Below are 14,940 nucleotides of genomic sequence, written 5' to 3' on the forward strand. Positions count from 1 at the left end.
TAAAGAACGTCTTGAGCAGGCGAATACAGTTGCACACCGGACCAGCTTATCGGCCGGTACGGGTCGCTGACTAGTTCACTGCTCTATACGACTACACCACGCCTGCCTCCACACCCAACACTAAACCCTGAGCGAAACCGACTATCCACGCGTTTCGCCAGCGAATCAGTTAGTCCTGCATCTGTTGCCTGCCGTCCGGTCGAGTCAGCGCTGGCAGCACACTGTTGATGGGCCAATTGAGTACTAATCCACCCAGTAAACCAGCTGAAAGGCCAAAACCGGCCACGATGTCCGTATTCTCTACCAGTAATGTTTTTTGTTGTGCAAGTACTTCGTAAAGCCGGTTGGCACCGACCAACGGCCGTAGCCTGCGGGCTGCTCATCGCCGTATCGTCAGCGGGGTTTGGGCAAACTACCTACTATGTGTCCGGGTCGGGTGACGATGGTAATTCGGGCCGCTCCGGCGATTCCCCCTACAGAACCATCGACAAAATCAACAGCTTGACCCTGCAACCCGGCGATCAGGTGCTGTTTCGGCGGGGCGATACCTTCCGGGGAAGCCTGCAAATCCGGCAGTCGGGGTCGGCTGGCCAGCCCATCGTAGTCGACGCGTACGGGTCTGGAAACAAGCCCATTATGGCTGGGTCTGTCGTGCTCAGCAACTGGAATAATATTGGCAATAACACCTGGCAAACAAGCTGCCCGTCGTGCGGGAGCGACGTGACGGGGGTGTATCGCAACGGCGAAACAATGCCGCTGGGCCGCTACCCCAACCTGAGCGATAGTGAGCGGGGCTACCTCAACATTCAGTCGCACAACGACAAGACCCAAATCACCAGCCGACAGTCATTGCCCGCCAATTTTACGGGCGGAGAAGCCGTTACGCGCCCCGTACAGTGGGTGCTCGACCGCGCAACCATCACCGGCCAGAATGGAAATACGCTGTCACTGGCCGACAACGGTACCAAGTATCGCCCGAACGACGGCTGGGGCTATTTTATCCAGAAGCATCCGGCCACGCTCGATCAGTCGGGCGAGTGGTACTACAACCCGGCTGACAAAACGATCCGGCTGTTCGACAATCAGAATAACCCGAACAATCAGCAGCTTACAGCAACGGTCTTTTCGGAGGCAATCAACCTGACCAATGTTTCCAACGTGACGGTGCGCAACTTGCAGATCGTCGAAACGCTGACTACCGGCGTGGCTGTCAACAACGGGTCGAACGTGTCGGTGTCGGGGAATGAGTTGAAAAACCTGGGTACCGATGCCGTTACGGTATTGGGCACGGGTAGTAACCTGCTGGTCGAGAACAACCTGATTCAGAACGTCAACAACAACGGGGTGTACATCGGGCCGTACCAGAACGTTACCATCCGGGGGAATACCCTGAACCAAATCGCGATGGTGCCGGGCCGTGGTGGGAGTGGCGATGGCAGCTACACCGGCCTTCAGTCGCTGGGAACGGCTAATGTTCTGATCGAGAACAATGTGCTGGATTACATTGGCTACAACGGTATCTCGGTGTTCAGCAATTCGACCATTCAGCGGAATGTGGTGTCAAACTTTTGCCTCACGAAAAGCGACGGGAGCGGGGTGTATTCGTGGAACGGCGATTATGGCAATCCGGGGGGCAACCGCATCATTTCCAACGTCGTTTTTAACGGCTTGGGCGCACCCGAGGGAACGGTAAATGACTTCTACGCCGGTGCCAACGGTATTTTTCTGGACGACTGCTCGAAGAACGCCGAGATCATCAACAACACCGCGTTCAACTGCAAATCGAAGGGGCTGCTGCTGCGCGGTACAACGAACGTCGTGGTGCGGGGCAATACCAGCTACAACAACGGCGAAGAGCAGATCCGGCTGGGGTACAACGAGCCCTGCGCGTTTCGTAACAACACGGTTCAGGACAACATTTTCGTCAGCCGAACGCCCAATCAGCTGGTGGCCGACTATGAATCCTACGCCAACGATCTGAACCAGTACGGGTCGTTCGACAACAACCGGTATGTCAGCCCGTTTCAGGATGTGTTTACGATTCAGGCCGTCTGGAATCCGGGATCGGGCCTGACGGGGAAGGTGCTGACGCTGGCCGAATGGCAGGCGCAGTGGAATCAGGACCGTAACTCCAGCGGTAGCCCGATCACCTACAGCCAGCAGACGATATCGCAGACGGGGCCAACCGGCTCAATAACTCGTTTTCAGACGGTACCAATGGCTGGAGTGTTTGGTCGCCCTACGGTAACGGCCGGGTCGACTGGGACAACAGCAACCGACTCGACGGCGGGTCGATGCGCCTGTGGTTCGCGTCGGCTTCCAATCAGCGCGATTCCTATTCGCTGGCCACTGTCAATGTCGGATCGGTGCGCAACGGGCAGGCCTATCAGGTGCAGTTCGACGGCATTGCGTCGGCGGCTGGCAAACGGGTGCAGGTATACCTGCGGCAGCGCGTCGGCAGCTATCGTGACCTGACGCCCCGCAAAGATTACATCATCAACACCAACCGACAGGCGTTCGACATCACCTTCACCGCAACCGCCGACGAATCGGATGCTATTCTGGTGGTGCAGGTCGTGGAAGATGGGCAGTCGGCCTGGCTCGACAATATCCGGCTGAACGAGGTGACGCTGGCAACCGTCAACCCCGACGATTATATCCGGATCGTGTACAACACAACGGGGCAGAACAAGGTAGAATCGCTGAACGGAACCTACCGCGACGCCCGCAACAATCAGTACAACGGACAGGTAACCGTTGGCCCGTTTTCGTCTGTTGTTCTGTTGAAGGAAGTAAGCAACTCGACGACTCCGGCCCCGGTGAGTCTGCGCGACCCCGAGAATCCGGGCAACGCCGTGACCGGCATCGACTACCAATACTACGAAGGGGGCTGGAGTAACCTGCCCGATTTCTCCTCGCTCACCCCCGCCAAAACCGGCACCGCCAGCCAGATCGACTTCTCGATGCGGGGCCGCGACCAGAACTACGGCCTGCGCTTTACGGGTTACATCAACGTACCCACCGACGGCACCTACACTTTCTACACCACCTCCGACGATGGCACCAAACTTTACATCGGTAGTACCGAGGTGGTTAGCAACGACGGCGTACACGGCGATCAGGAGCAGTCGGGTAGCATCGGTCTGAAAGCGGGCAAACACGCTTTCACGGTGGTGTATTTTCAGGGTGTCGGCGGGCAGTCGCTGAGTGCCAGCTACAGCGGCCCGAATCTGGGCAAGCAGGCCATTCCTGCCAGTGCGTTTTACCGCGTGCCAGGCACGACACCAACTACACCGGCCCCCACGGGTTCGGGCGTCTACCTGTCGGACCTCAACTGGTCGTCGGCGGTGAGCGGCTACGGGCCGGTCGAGAAAGACAGGAGTAACGGCGAAGCGAACGGGGGCGATGGGCGCACCATCACCCTCAACGGGCAGACCTACGCCAAGGGGCTGGGTGTCCACGCCAGCTCGACCATCAGCTACAATCTGGGCGGGCAGTACACGCAGTTCATCACCGATATGGGGCTGGACGACGAAATGGGTGATCAGAACTGTGGCACGGTCGAGTTTCAGGTCTTTCTGGACGGTAACAAGGTCTACAGCAGCGGTACGATGAACGCGGCCACAGCCACCAAATCGGTCGTGCTCGACGTGTCGGGCAAACAGACGCTGACACTGGTGATGACCGATGCGGGCGACGGCGCTGCCTGCGATCACGGCGACTGGGCCGGGGCACGGCTCGTTCCGCAGAACCGGCCGAACACGGCATCGGGTGCCGCCCGGCAGGCTGCTGCTGCGGCTGAGTATCGAGAACCGATGCATGTATATCCCGTTCCGGCGAAGGAAACAGTTTGGGTACGCTACTACGCCGACCAGCCCGGCACCGCGACAATTCAACTCATCAACGCAGCAGGTCAGTCGGTATCGCAGACCAGCCATGCGGTTGAAACGGGCGAAAATCGGCTCCGCGTGGACGTCGGTACCTTCAGCCGGGGCAGCTACATCCTGACACTGACTCAGGCCAGACACCGCCAGACAAAACGGCTGATTCTGACGGACTAACGCAGACAAGGCCACAAACAAAAACGACCAGTCAACTATTGCTGACTGGTCGTTTTTGTTTGTAACCTGGGCGACACAACTCACTTAGGCTTGGCGAATACCGACGGATCGATAGGGCCGTTGATGACCAGTTTCGTTACTTTGGCCGTTACCGTGCCGGGCATGCCTGCTCCGGAAATCGTCAGCGTATAAGGCAGTGTCAGGCCGTCGACGGCTTTGTAATCAGCGAACATGGCCGAGCCATTCACTTTTTGGCCCTGCACGGTGATGTCCGACTTGGTACCAACCAACTGATAGCTCGTTGGATCGACGTAGTAATTATAGGTGCCTTCGGGGCGCGTCACTTTGATGTTGAATACGTCTTTACCGTCCAGCTTTTCCTTGCCGACCAGTTCATACGGCAGCTTATTCATTTTGGCGTAGGCCAGCTGCATACCCGTTGGTTCGGTCGTCGACTTTTGCAGTTTCACCATATCGTCGGGCAGATCCTGCGCGGTGGTGCTGCCCTGCATTGGGTTGATGGCCCAGCCCTTGTCGCCGTCGACGACCTGCGTAATGGTCTGGCCCATTACACTGATGTCGCTGCGGGCCGATTTGCCGACCACGACCGACGTTTTACCGACGAGATCCATGCCCTGTACCGACATTGTCTGTTCGTACTGTGCCGTTTTTACCCCGGCGATTTTATCGGCACCGCCGAGAGCCGCGATGTGTTTGGTCACGATTTCGTCGGCCGTCTGGGCAAACGACAACGCCGACGTACCCAGCAGGACGATCAGCGTATAGAGTTGTTTTTTCATGAATGAATTAGTCAGACTTCGTTTAGTAAAGATAAGCAATGGGAGTGGCAACGCCCCCGCTAACTTCGGTAGTTACTCCCGAACATCACCGATTGTTTGCGTTAATCGGCCCCGCTGGGTGGTGGGCGGCTTGCAGGGCTGACGGTCGTTTTTTACCTTCATCCTGTTTAAACGTTAACTCCTGAATCCTCGATGCTCGCTTCAACCCGTGTTAAATTAATGGTGCTGATGTTTCTTCAGTTTTTTGTCTGGGGAGCCTGGTACGGTCAGATGAGTAAATACATGCTGACGACGCTGCACGCCACCGGCGATCAGGTGGGTAGTGCCTACGCAGCCTTTTCGCTGGCCATGCTGATTTCGCCGTTCTTTATCGGGATGATTGCCGATCGCTATTTTGCCGCGCAGAAAGTGCTGGGCGTGTTGAACCTGCTGGGTGCCGGTGTCCTGTACCTGATTACGCAAAACACCAGTGCCGACAATTTCTTTCTGCTCATTCTGGGCTACTGCCTGACTTTTGCGCCCACACTGGCCCTGACTAACTCCATTGCGATGCAGCAGATGAGTGTGCCGGAGAAGGAGTTTCCGCCAATCCGGGTGCTGGGAACCGTGTCGTGGATCGTGGTGACGAACATTGTCGGCATTTACGGTTTCGGCGATCAGGTCACGATCTTCAAACTGTCGATGGTGGCGTCGGCCGCGCTGGGTATCTTCTCGTTCTTCCTGCCCGACACCCCACCCAAAGCCACCACGTCGACCTCGTTTTCGCAGATTCTGGGCCTCGACGCGTTCAAGCTGTTTAAAGACCGATCGTTCGCTATTTTCTTCCTGTCCTCGGTCCTGATCTGTATTCCGCTGTCGTTCTACTACGCTATGGCCAACCCCTCGCTGACGGATGGCGGGATGCAGAACGTGGAAAATAAGATGTCGCTGGGGCAGGCGTCGGAAGTGATTTTTATGCTGCTGATTCCGCTGGCCTACACCCGGCTGGGCGTCAAGAAAATGCTCATCGTGGGGCTGGTCGCCTGGATCGTGCGGTTTATCGGCTTTGGCTACGGCGATGGCGGGTCGGGCGAATGGCTGCTATACCTGGCGATCATCCTGCACGGCGTCTGCTACGATTTCTTCTTCGTAACGGGCCAGATTTACACCGACAACAAAGCGGGCGACAAGATCAAATCGTCAGCCCAAGGGCTCATCTCGCTGGCGACCTACGGCATCGGTATGGGTATCGGCTCGAAAATTTCGGGCATCGTCCTCGACTACTACACCCGCCCCGACGGCTCGAAAGACTGGCTGGGTGTATGGCTCGTCCCCGCCGGTATTGCTGCCGTCGTATTGGTGCTCTTCGTGCTTCTCTTCTCCGACAAAAAGCGCGTCCTGGCGCAGGAAGATCAGCTGGTTACAGAGTAAGTGCCCGTTTCCCTCACCCCCGGCCCCTCTCCCAAAACGGGGAGAGGGGTGACTCTCTCGAAGAAAATATGCTCATGTTGGTCTGTAACCTCAATATTGTTTTGAGAACGTTACAGGGTAGATTTTTCCCTTCTCATTTTAGCTAGTCACCCCTCTCCTGTTTTGGGAGAGGGGCAGGGACGGTCGGCCGCTGCCGGTGAGGGAAACCCTACTTCCCGTGATACTTCCCCAACACCGTCATAATCCGGTGGAAGATTTCCGTGTTCTCGTAGACACCCCGAAAATCGAGCGAGTGTGGGCCGTAAGCGAAAACCGGGACCATAACGGCTGAGTGGTCATTGGTGCTGAAGTTGCCGTCGACGTAACCGCGTTTGATGTCGCCGTCGAGCAGACTCAGGCCTCCCGTTTCATGGTCGGCGGTGACAATGACGAGTGTTTCGCCGTTGCTGTCGGCAAACTTCATCGCTTCGCCGATGGCCCGGTCGAAATCCTGCATCTCCTGCACCACATAGCCGACGTTGTTGGCGTGCCCGCCGTAATCGATCTGCGCGCCCTCGGCCATGATGAAAAAGCCCGCCGGATTGCGGCTCAGTTCCTGCGTTGCCTTGTGAAGCGACGGTACCAGAAAGTCGGCCCGCCCTTTATTCATCGCCACGACGGCCGAATCGTCGAGCAGGACGAAGGGGGCGCGTAGCTTGCTCAGATCGGCGAAGGTGTGGCTGGTCTGGAAGCCGCGCTGCCGGAGCGTATCGAGTACCTTCTGCTCGTCGAAGTGCCGATAGCTGCCCCCGATTAGAATAGAAACGGGGCTCTGGAGAAAGTCGGCGGCAATTTCGCGCTCGAACATCCGGTCGGGCTGATGCGCGTAGAAGGCAGCGGGTGTCGCGTCGGTAATGGCCCCCGACGAGATGACGCCACTGCTCATACCCCAGGGTTTGATGTTGACCGGAATGGCGGGAATTGCCTTACCCGTTGCGTCGACGCCTATTGCGCGGTTATTGGTTTTTTCGCCCGTCGCCATAGCGGTACCACCGGCTGCGGAGTCGGTGATGTAAGTGTCGGCCGCGCTGGTTTTCGAGAAACCGATGTTCAGCATGTGAGCCAGGTTCAGGTCGCCCCGGTTTCCAGTCAGTCCCGCGTAAATTTGTGTCAGGCCCATGCCATCGCCGATCAGCAGAATTACGTTTTTGACCCGGCTGCGGTTGTCGTTGTTACGATAGGTCGGCTGGTAGATAGCGTGTGGCTGATGCGCTTCCTGATACTCTGCCGACCGCCGGGTACTCAGAAACCGACCCAGCCCCGCCAGGTTGTCGGTATTGATGTAATCGACGCCTAGGTTCATCAGGGCCTTCCAGGTGTTGACGTTGTCGGGCGTGGCCCAGAACCGGATTTTCTTACCCTGCTGATGGACCTGCTCGATAACGGCCTGAATCCGGTCGCGCTCTTTCTTCACGATCAGTCCTTTGCCGTTCCAGCGGGTGTACATTGGAAATGCCTGACTAATCAGACCCACGTGGGCAAGTTGTTCGGGCGTATAGGTAATACCGGGTCGGCCGTCGAACTGTAGCCAGGTGGGGTACTGCGCAAACTGCTCAGGCTTGGGCGTATTGCCACTGACGACTACCCGCACCGGTCCGTTTTGGCCAAAGACGTCCGGGTACGCAGCAAGCTGCTGAACCAGCAACGAAAGCGATTGAGCGGCCGGGGTTTTAAGGTCGATCAGCCATTGCAGGCCGTAGGGCGCGTCGGCGTAGGCTTTGCCTTTGTTAGCGCGTACTTTCCCGACAATGGGCTGAATGTAGAGTACGTTCAGTGTGCGGCTGTCGCTAATGTCGGCCGAGTCGTGGGCGACGTAGAGTTGCCCATTGCGGGCATAGATGTCAGCTTCGATGGAGCCAAACTGCTGATCGTACGCCTGCCAAAAGGGGATGGTGTGTTCGTAATCGTTGTGGGCGTGAGCCTGCGCGGGCGAGTAAGCGGGCCGGGTTTGCGCCCAGCCTGCATACGTCAGGGTCAGCAGCAGACCTGTTAAAGCTAGTTTTATCATGCAATGTCGTCCGTTTATTCGTCGGTCGATCCTGCAAAAGTACCCGCTCTGCCCCCGCCCGGTGTTGGCTGGAGTCGATTTAACAAACAGATAAAAAGGGGTATGGACAGGATTACAGCCGGGCCGACGTTCGGATTGACAGGATTCACATCGGAAACAAATCCTGATAATCCGAACGTCGGCCCGGCTGTAATCCTGTCAAAACCTAAACGCGGATGTAGATGCGACGACGGTCGAGCCACCAGCCGGTTGCCCAGCAAAGAAGCATGAAGCAGAGGGCGAATAGCAGCGAGCCGATGGGGCCGGGGGCTACCGACTGAAACAGGGCTTTGTTGATAGCGTCGAACGCGCTGGTTTTTGGCCCAACCGGGATCATGTACAGGATAATCGCCAGTACTTCCGACAACAGGTAAATGAATAGTGGATTTTTGCCGGGAATCACGAAAAAGCGTGTCCAGTTGTTCCAGTTCCACTCGCGCACCTCGACGGCGTAGATCAGGGCTCCCATGATCAGTAGGTCGAGGCCAGTGGTGAGCAGCACAAACGAGCTGGTCCACAGCTTTTTATTGATCGGAAACACGAGGTCCCAGGCGTAGGCAAGGAACAGAAATAACGCGCCCGTCAGCAGCAGTTTGGCGATGCTTTCGTAGCCTTTACCATTGTTTTGCACGAACCGCCCGGCGTAGTAGCCGATCACCACGTTCACGATAGCGGGCAGGGTGCTGAGTAGTCCTTCCGGGTCGAAAATAAGGCCGTGGCTGTGGTACAGGTGGGATTCACCGAGCATGAACCGGTCGAGTCGCAAAACGGCGTTGCCGGTAGGTGTCAGCGGGTTGGCGGCATCACCGAACACTAGCATCAGCCCCCAGTAGCCAACCAGAAACAGTACGCTTAGTGCGGCCACTGTTCGGAACGGAAAGAAGTATACCAGTAGCGACGCGATACCGTAGCAGACCGCAATGCGCTGCAAAACGCCCCAAACGCGCGTGTCACTGAACGGGAACGGCAAAACGTCGCCGGTCGAGCTGAGTTTGAAAAACGGGAACCAGTACATCAGGTAGCCCAGCAGAAAAATCAGCGCCGTGCGTTTGGCGATTTTCGTCAGGACGGCCCCGGTACCCAGCGCGTGGTACTTCTGCATGGCGAAGCTCATCGCGTTGCCGACGACAAACAGAAACGACGGAAATACCAGGTCGGTGGGGGTGAAGCCGTGCCATTTCGCGTGGTTGAGCGGCCCGAACGAATCGGACCCGCTGCCGGGCGTGTTGACGATAATCATGAAGCAGACCGTCATGCCCCGAAAAACATCGAGCGACAGAAAGCGTGTACCGGTATTGGCCATAGAGTCAGGAAGAAGGTTGTAAGGTGACAAGATACAGCGTGTAGCCCAGACGTCGAAACGTCGACCCGGCCACGTCTGGTGGGTGCGTCAGGATTATATAGCCTGGACCGGCCACCGCGTGGGTCCACGTCCGGGTGCCCGTCAGGGCAACTGTTTACGGCGGATGCTGACAGGTCGCTACCGCGCCCACCCGGACCTGGAGGTCCAGGCTACTTAGCTACTACCACCGGCCGGTACTGTTTGTACAAGGCTTTGGCGATCTCGACAGAGCTACCGGTGGTTGTGGTTGGGTACGGTTCGCGGCTGTTGACCCAGTTCCATTCCCAGTCGCGCATTTGCTGATCGAAGGCCGTCAGGTCGAGGGGCTGGCCGGTTTTTAGCGAAGCCTGTGCTTTGTCGAAAAACTGCGTCCAGCGGGGTTTGTAGAAACTGTGCAGCAGGCCCGACCATTGCCGGTTCGAGTAGTCGTGCAACGGGCTGTTTTTGTCGCCCCAGAGGGTGATGAGGTCGCGGGCGTTCTGCTCGTACAGGGCTTTCTCGGCGGGCGTTTGTCCCCACGCTTTGGCCGATTCCAGCCAGCGGCCCAGCAGGAAGTCGGGGCGGGTAGCCAGCAGCCGATCCATGTCGTCGATTAGGGCCAAAAACTGACGGCTGTGCAGCGCTAATGCTTTCGCGTCTTTCGCTTCATAATCACGGGCGCACTGCTGCTGAAGCGCGTTGGCGTGGTTGGCCAGCACCTGCCGGGTAACGTCGACCAGGTCATAGCGGAAGCCATCACTGGTTTGGAGCGCATCGGTAGCTTTTAGGAAATGATCCCAGGCGGGGAGCAGGTCGGTTGGGTTATAGTTTAGCGTCGTCAGCGTGCGGTGACCGTCTTTGGCGAAGGTCGGCCGGGCGGAGATGATCGATTCGGGCGTACCTTCGGTCATGCCGCCATTGTACACCGTCTTGCGAAGAATCTGCCAGGCTGCTTCCGCGTCGGAATTTACCTTGCCATAGCGTCGGTGGGCGTAGTCGTTGAGCCAGCTACCGAGCTGAATAGGCTGATCGCGCCAGACGTTTTCGAGCATCAGCGCAAACAGGGCGGGGTTCTGTTCGATGCCTTCGGGCGTCAGGCCAATACCGCGCAGTTTGCCTGCATTAGGGTCATGGAGGGCATTCGCCGGGTCGTTGGCGACGTTTTCCATTCGACCGAACATACCGATGTTGCCGCCGAAATTTTGCAGCATACACCACAGCCACGGTTTGCCGTAGTACGCTTTCGTGTCGCGCCAGGCGGGTTTGGTTTCGCTCCACAAGTCCAGAATCAGCATCTTGTCGTCGGGGACGCCACTGAGCAGGGCGCGAATCTGGGGTTGCTGCCAGAACTTGGCCTGATACACGAATAGCCAGCCCTGCATGATCCAGACCGCCTTCGGGTCGACCGATGCCATGGCCTGATACACCTTGTTGCCTGCCTGCGCCAGAAACGTCGAGTCGTTGGTCGGCGGAATGTTTTCGTTGAACGTATCGGCGGTGTACAGGTGATCGGTACCAAACGTTTTGATCTCCTCCTGAATAAATCGCCGGCCAATTTCGGGGAACAGCGGGTCTTCGGGGTCGAGGATAAAGACATCGTCGAAACCAGCGTCCCAATTGGTGCGCTTCACGTTGGCTTTCGGAAATTTGTCTTTGAACGCGGGTGGTACGTGACCTGTGAAGGCAGGTAGAATGGGCGTCATGCCGAGTTCGCGTTCGCGGGCCAGAATTTGCTTCTGCAACGCTTCGTGCCGCTCCATAAACGACTGTGGCAGCGGGCCACCCCAGCCGTCGATGTTGCCCATCCAGAACCAGTTGAAAAAGGTCGGTCCGCTGTAGAAACTGGCCAGGTCTTTATCGGTCAGCCCCATGCTTTTGTAGACCCGATCCCAGATCGAATTTTGACCGGTAATGGCTAGCGGCAGGTTGATGCCGTTGAGCGCCATCCAGTCGATTTCCTGCTGCCAGCGGGGCCAGTCCCACCAGCTCATGGTGTAGTTAAACGTGCAGTAGTTGAGGTAGTAGCGGTACTGATAGGGCGTGGTTTTGTGCACCTTTTTCGGCACTACCGGTAGGGGGCTGGGCAGGTTCAGGTTGGTGCCGTTCCAGCTGATGTCGCAGTGGGCGTACTCGTTGAGGTAGTGCTTGAGCGCACTCGCCACCGATACGCCATTATTACCCCGCAGCACGATTTTTCCACCCTGACTTTCCAGTTCGAACGCATCTTTATCGCCGTCTTTGGGCAACGACGCAATCGTGAAATACTGGGCGTGGCTGGGCAACACCCGTTTGATGAGCGCGTAGGTAGCCTTCTCATCCAGCCCCGGCGTCGCCGATTGAGCCGAAGCCAGGCGGGTGATGAAGAGGGTGATTAGGAGTAGGGATAATCGTAGGGGCATAATTGGGTGGGTTAATGTATTGAATGCCGGTGATTGTCTCCGGCAGCATCCCTGCTGTCGAGCCGAAGGCTAATCAGTCAGCGGCAAATTAGCCTTCGGCTCGACAGCAGGGATGCTGTCGGGGACAACTACCGCAATAAGCGTAACGACAAATTGGGCAGGACAAGCGTGCGATGGGGCGATGCGGGATCGTGGGTTTGCCACTGAACCGACGATGTGCCAACCGGCAGTGTCACCGGGCGCAGATCCTGTTGGTAGAGCAGTTGCGGAATGCTGTAATCGATACCGATAGGCGTTGTTTTCTGGAAATTGTTGAACGTCTTTACCAGCAGTTGATTGACTCCTTTTTTCAACGGCAGCAACACCACGTCGCGCTGCTCCGCTGCTTTCGTCGGGTTGTTGCGCAACAGCAGGGTTTGCCCGTTGAGCATGACCAGTACACCGTCGCCACTCGTGATACGAACCAATACCCGTCGGTCGGTGGGGGCGGTGATGGTTTGGGTGACGAAATAAGCGGTGGTCAGGTCGGCGGGGAGGGTGTAGATGGGGCCGTTTTTCCAGTCGGTCATAGCTTGCCACGATTGACCTTGTACGGGTTTCTTAAGGTCGATTACGGTGCCTTTGCCGGGTGTACCCTCGATACCCGACTCAACGGGACCGAGTTTGTAGAGCGGCCCCCACGTCAGTGTGGTTGGATCAACATCAAGTTCGGCGGGACTGTCGCCCGACAGTTTGACCGTCTGTGTCGTACCGTTGATGGTCAGGTCGATGGATTGTCCTTTTTCTTCGTCGGAGAACAGCAGCAGTGGGCGGTAGGGGCCACCCTGCTCAACCTGTAGATTCCACGATTCGGCGATAGTACTCTGGAAGCGCGCATTGTAGTCGACGCCCGAATTGCTGTAGTGTTTGTACGAATTCGCGTGGGTCAACCGGGTCGTGTCGGTAAGCGCAATGGGGTTGTAGGGCCGTACCCGGTAGCCATTGGTAAACTCGATGGCTATAACACGAATGGTTTTGCCCGATGCGAAACCGGCGGGCAGGTTGATGCCCAGCCCGTCTTTCCCGCGAACAGTTGTGAGTTTGACGCCCGGTTCGCCCAGCACCGATACCTGCTTGACCGTACCGCTTAGCCCCGGCAGGGCAAGCTGATTCCCGACTGGCTGACTCATCACGTGCAAATATAATTTGCCCGGCTTGCTGGTGATGCTGCCCCACGCAAACGACTGGTAAAAGGGATCCGCCGATGCGCCGTAGATGGCTTCCCCATTTTTCGCCAGCCATTGGCCGATCTGCAACAACACGTCGCGTTCGTAGGGTACCACCGAACCGTCGCCTTTGGGGCCGATGTTGAGCAGATATTTCCCGCCCCGGCTCACAACTTGAATCAGGCTCGTCAGCTTCTCGTGCTCTTTGTCGGCTTCCGGTACGCGTTTCTGCCACGAGCGATAGCCCCAGGTTTCGTCGAAAAACGACGCGGGCGACTGCCACGGCACGCCAATCGTGTAGTCGGGTTCCTGATTGTCGCCCATCACCGTAAAGTCGCCCATGTCGTTGCCGATACGGCTGCCGATCAGGCAGTTGGGTTGCAGTTTGTGCACGAGGTCGCGCATTTCGCGACTCTGCGCTTCGCTCATCGACCCCATGTCGAACCACAGTTCCGAGATCGGGCCGTAGTTGGTCAGCAGTTCGGTGATCTGGCGTTTGTTGTAGTCGTGGTGTTCGGGCGTGATGGGGTCGGAGTTGTGGCTCGAAATGGGCGATGCCTGCGGGTAGTGCCAGTCGATGAGCGAAAAATACAGGCCGAAACTGGTGCCGTTGTGTCGGCAGGCGTCGCTCAGTTCACGGATAATGTCGCGTTTGTACGGTGTCGCATCGACCACGTTGAAATCGGTCGTGGCCGTTTTGAACATGCAGAAACCGTCGTGGTGCTTGCTGGTGATGACAATCGACCGCATCCCGGCGCGTTTGGCAAGGGCGGCAATTGAGTCGGCGTTCCAGCGCGTCGGGTTGAACCGCCGGGCGACCTTTGCGTAGGTGTCGCTGTAGATACCGGCGTGGGCCTGAATCTGTTCGCTCAGCCCCACCGTCACGGGCTTGTCGTTCCAGACACCGCCCAGCACGGAGTAGATGCCGCCGAAGTGAATGAACATCGAGTATTTCTGATCGCGCCATTCGCGCAGGGCGTCGGGGGCAATCTGGGCAAAGCTGGAGAAGGCGTAACCAGTCAGGAAAAGAGTAACGATGAGTTTTTTCAGCGTAGCCATCGCTGGTCAGTAGTTTGGTTGAGGAGGCAAATGTAGCCCAGACGGTACTAGACCTTGAGAGCTACACTACTTCACCGGTGAAAATCGGCGAATTTCGTAAACGAGCTGGTTTTTGCCTGAAAACAGGGGTTCCTGCATCTTGCGCAGGACTAGCTTGTCGGGTTCGAAGGCCAGAATCCGAAAGCTACTCAGCACGGTACCGGATTTGCCGACGTATTGCAGTGAGTCGCCGTTGATAATCCGGTAGCGAACCGGTCGCGCTTCGGCTTCCTTTCGCATGGTCATTGTGCCGTTGCCGTTGTAGTCGTAGACGATGTTGTCGTCGCCGTCGGTGACCGCTTTCTTTTCGACAAACCCGTTGGTGTAGCGATAAATGGAATCCGTTTTCCAGGCTCCTTTCAGGTCGGCCTCTGTCAGGCGAAGCTTTGATTGACAACCCACTGTGAGTAGGGCGAAAAGTAAAAGGAGGTAGGGCATTCAGTGGCGTTGATTGGTCTTGCGTACTGTTTGGTCCGGCACTGTATCAGTGGTGTCGTGTCCCTGACCCGACACGCCCGCGTCAGCAATTAGCTTCGCTCGGAAACGTGTCAGGTCGGGGA

At 57.2% G+C, this 14,940-nt stretch carries 9 protein-coding genes; 3 read left to right on the plus strand and 6 right to left on the minus strand.

Annotated features, from left to right (window positions below; genetic code table 11):
- Nucleotides 1–321 precede the first annotated feature (321 nt).
- Both HH216_RS25940 and HH216_RS25945 read left to right on the plus strand, forming a co-directional pair.
- The gene (locus HH216_RS25940) at nt 322–2,475 is read left to right on the plus strand and encodes a right-handed parallel beta-helix repeat-containing protein (RefSeq protein WP_254448421.1); all 2,154 of its coding nucleotides are present in this window, start codon (nt 322–324) and stop codon (nt 2,473–2,475) included.
- 488 nt (nt 2,476–2,963) lie between these two features.
- The gene (locus tag HH216_RS25945) at nt 2,964–4,061 is read left to right on the plus strand and encodes an NPCBM/NEW2 domain-containing protein (protein WP_254448835.1); all 1,098 of its coding nucleotides are present in this window, start codon (nt 2,964–2,966) and stop codon (nt 4,059–4,061) included.
- Nucleotides 4,062–4,141: 80 nt separating this feature from the next.
- Here the strand turns inward: HH216_RS25945 and HH216_RS13490 are convergent, their stop codons facing one another.
- On the minus strand, nt 4,142–4,861 hold the full coding sequence (locus HH216_RS13490; protein ID WP_169551277.1) for a LolA-like protein: 720 nt from the start codon (nt 4,859–4,861) through the stop codon (nt 4,142–4,144).
- Between the two features lie 192 nt (nt 4,862–5,053).
- Here HH216_RS13490 and HH216_RS13495 point away from each other — a divergent pair, with 192 nt between their 5' ends.
- On the plus strand, nt 5,054–6,271 hold the full coding sequence (locus HH216_RS13495; RefSeq protein ID WP_169551278.1) for a nucleoside permease: 1,218 nt from the start codon (nt 5,054–5,056) through the stop codon (nt 6,269–6,271).
- A 208-nt stretch (nt 6,272–6,479) separates the two neighbouring features.
- On the opposite strand, the gene HH216_RS13500 is transcribed toward HH216_RS13495, so the two are convergent.
- The 5 genes from HH216_RS13500 to HH216_RS13520 all read right to left on the minus strand — a co-directional run bounded on the left by HH216_RS13500 (nt 6,480) and on the right by HH216_RS13520 (nt 14,818).
- Complete coding sequence (locus HH216_RS13500; RefSeq protein WP_169551279.1) at nt 6,480–8,318, minus strand: alkaline phosphatase; 1,839 nt, start codon at nt 8,316–8,318, stop codon at nt 6,480–6,482.
- 205 nt (nt 8,319–8,523) lie between these two features.
- Nucleotides 8,524–9,660 (minus strand): acyltransferase family protein, encoded by a 1,137-nt coding sequence (locus tag HH216_RS13505; protein WP_169551280.1) that lies wholly within the window; start codon nt 9,658–9,660, stop codon nt 8,524–8,526.
- 209 nt (nt 9,661–9,869) lie between these two features.
- Nucleotides 9,870–12,077 carry an alpha-N-acetylglucosaminidase gene (locus tag HH216_RS13510; RefSeq protein ID WP_169551281.1) on the minus strand — a complete coding sequence of 736 codons (2,208 nt, stop codon included), beginning with the start codon at nt 12,075–12,077 and terminating at the stop codon, nt 9,870–9,872.
- A gap of 128 nt (nt 12,078–12,205) precedes the next feature.
- Nucleotides 12,206–14,341, minus strand: a complete 2,136-nt coding sequence (locus HH216_RS13515) for an alpha-L-fucosidase (RefSeq protein ID WP_169551282.1) — start codon at nt 14,339–14,341, stop codon at nt 12,206–12,208.
- 66 nt (nt 14,342–14,407) lie between these two features.
- On the minus strand, nt 14,408–14,818 hold the full coding sequence (locus HH216_RS13520) for a hypothetical protein (RefSeq protein ID WP_169551283.1): 411 nt from the start codon (nt 14,816–14,818) through the stop codon (nt 14,408–14,410).
- Between the last annotated feature and the right edge of the window lie 122 nt (nt 14,819–14,940).

It is taken from the genome of Spirosoma rhododendri (assembly GCF_012849055.1).
GTDB classification, from domain to species: domain Bacteria; phylum Bacteroidota; class Bacteroidia; order Cytophagales; family Spirosomataceae; genus Spirosoma; species Spirosoma rhododendri.

What these genes read in the sequence shown, in the direction of transcription:
- HH216_RS25945 (WP_254448835.1), top strand. Translation starts at nt 2,964, where the DNA reads ATGCGGGGCCGCGACCAGAACTACGGCCTGCGCTTTACGGGTTACATC.
- HH216_RS13490 (WP_169551277.1), bottom strand. Translation starts at nt 4,861, where the DNA reads ATGAAAAAACAACTCTATACGCTGATCGTCCTGCTGGGTACGTCGGCG.
- HH216_RS13495 (WP_169551278.1), top strand. Translation starts at nt 5,054, where the DNA reads ATGCTCGCTTCAACCCGTGTTAAATTAATGGTGCTGATGTTTCTTCAG.
- HH216_RS13500 (WP_169551279.1), bottom strand. Translation starts at nt 8,318, where the DNA reads ATGATAAAACTAGCTTTAACAGGTCTGCTGCTGACCCTGACGTATGCA.
- HH216_RS13505 (WP_169551280.1), bottom strand. Translation starts at nt 9,660, where the DNA reads ATGGCCAATACCGGTACACGCTTTCTGTCGCTCGATGTTTTTCGGGGC.
- HH216_RS13510 (WP_169551281.1), bottom strand. Translation starts at nt 12,077, where the DNA reads ATGCCCCTACGATTATCCCTACTCCTAATCACCCTCTTCATCACCCGC.
- HH216_RS13515 (WP_169551282.1), bottom strand. Translation starts at nt 14,341, where the DNA reads ATGGCTACGCTGAAAAAACTCATCGTTACTCTTTTCCTGACTGGTTAC.
- HH216_RS13520 (WP_169551283.1), bottom strand. Translation starts at nt 14,818, where the DNA reads ATGCCCTACCTCCTTTTACTTTTCGCCCTACTCACAGTGGGTTGTCAA.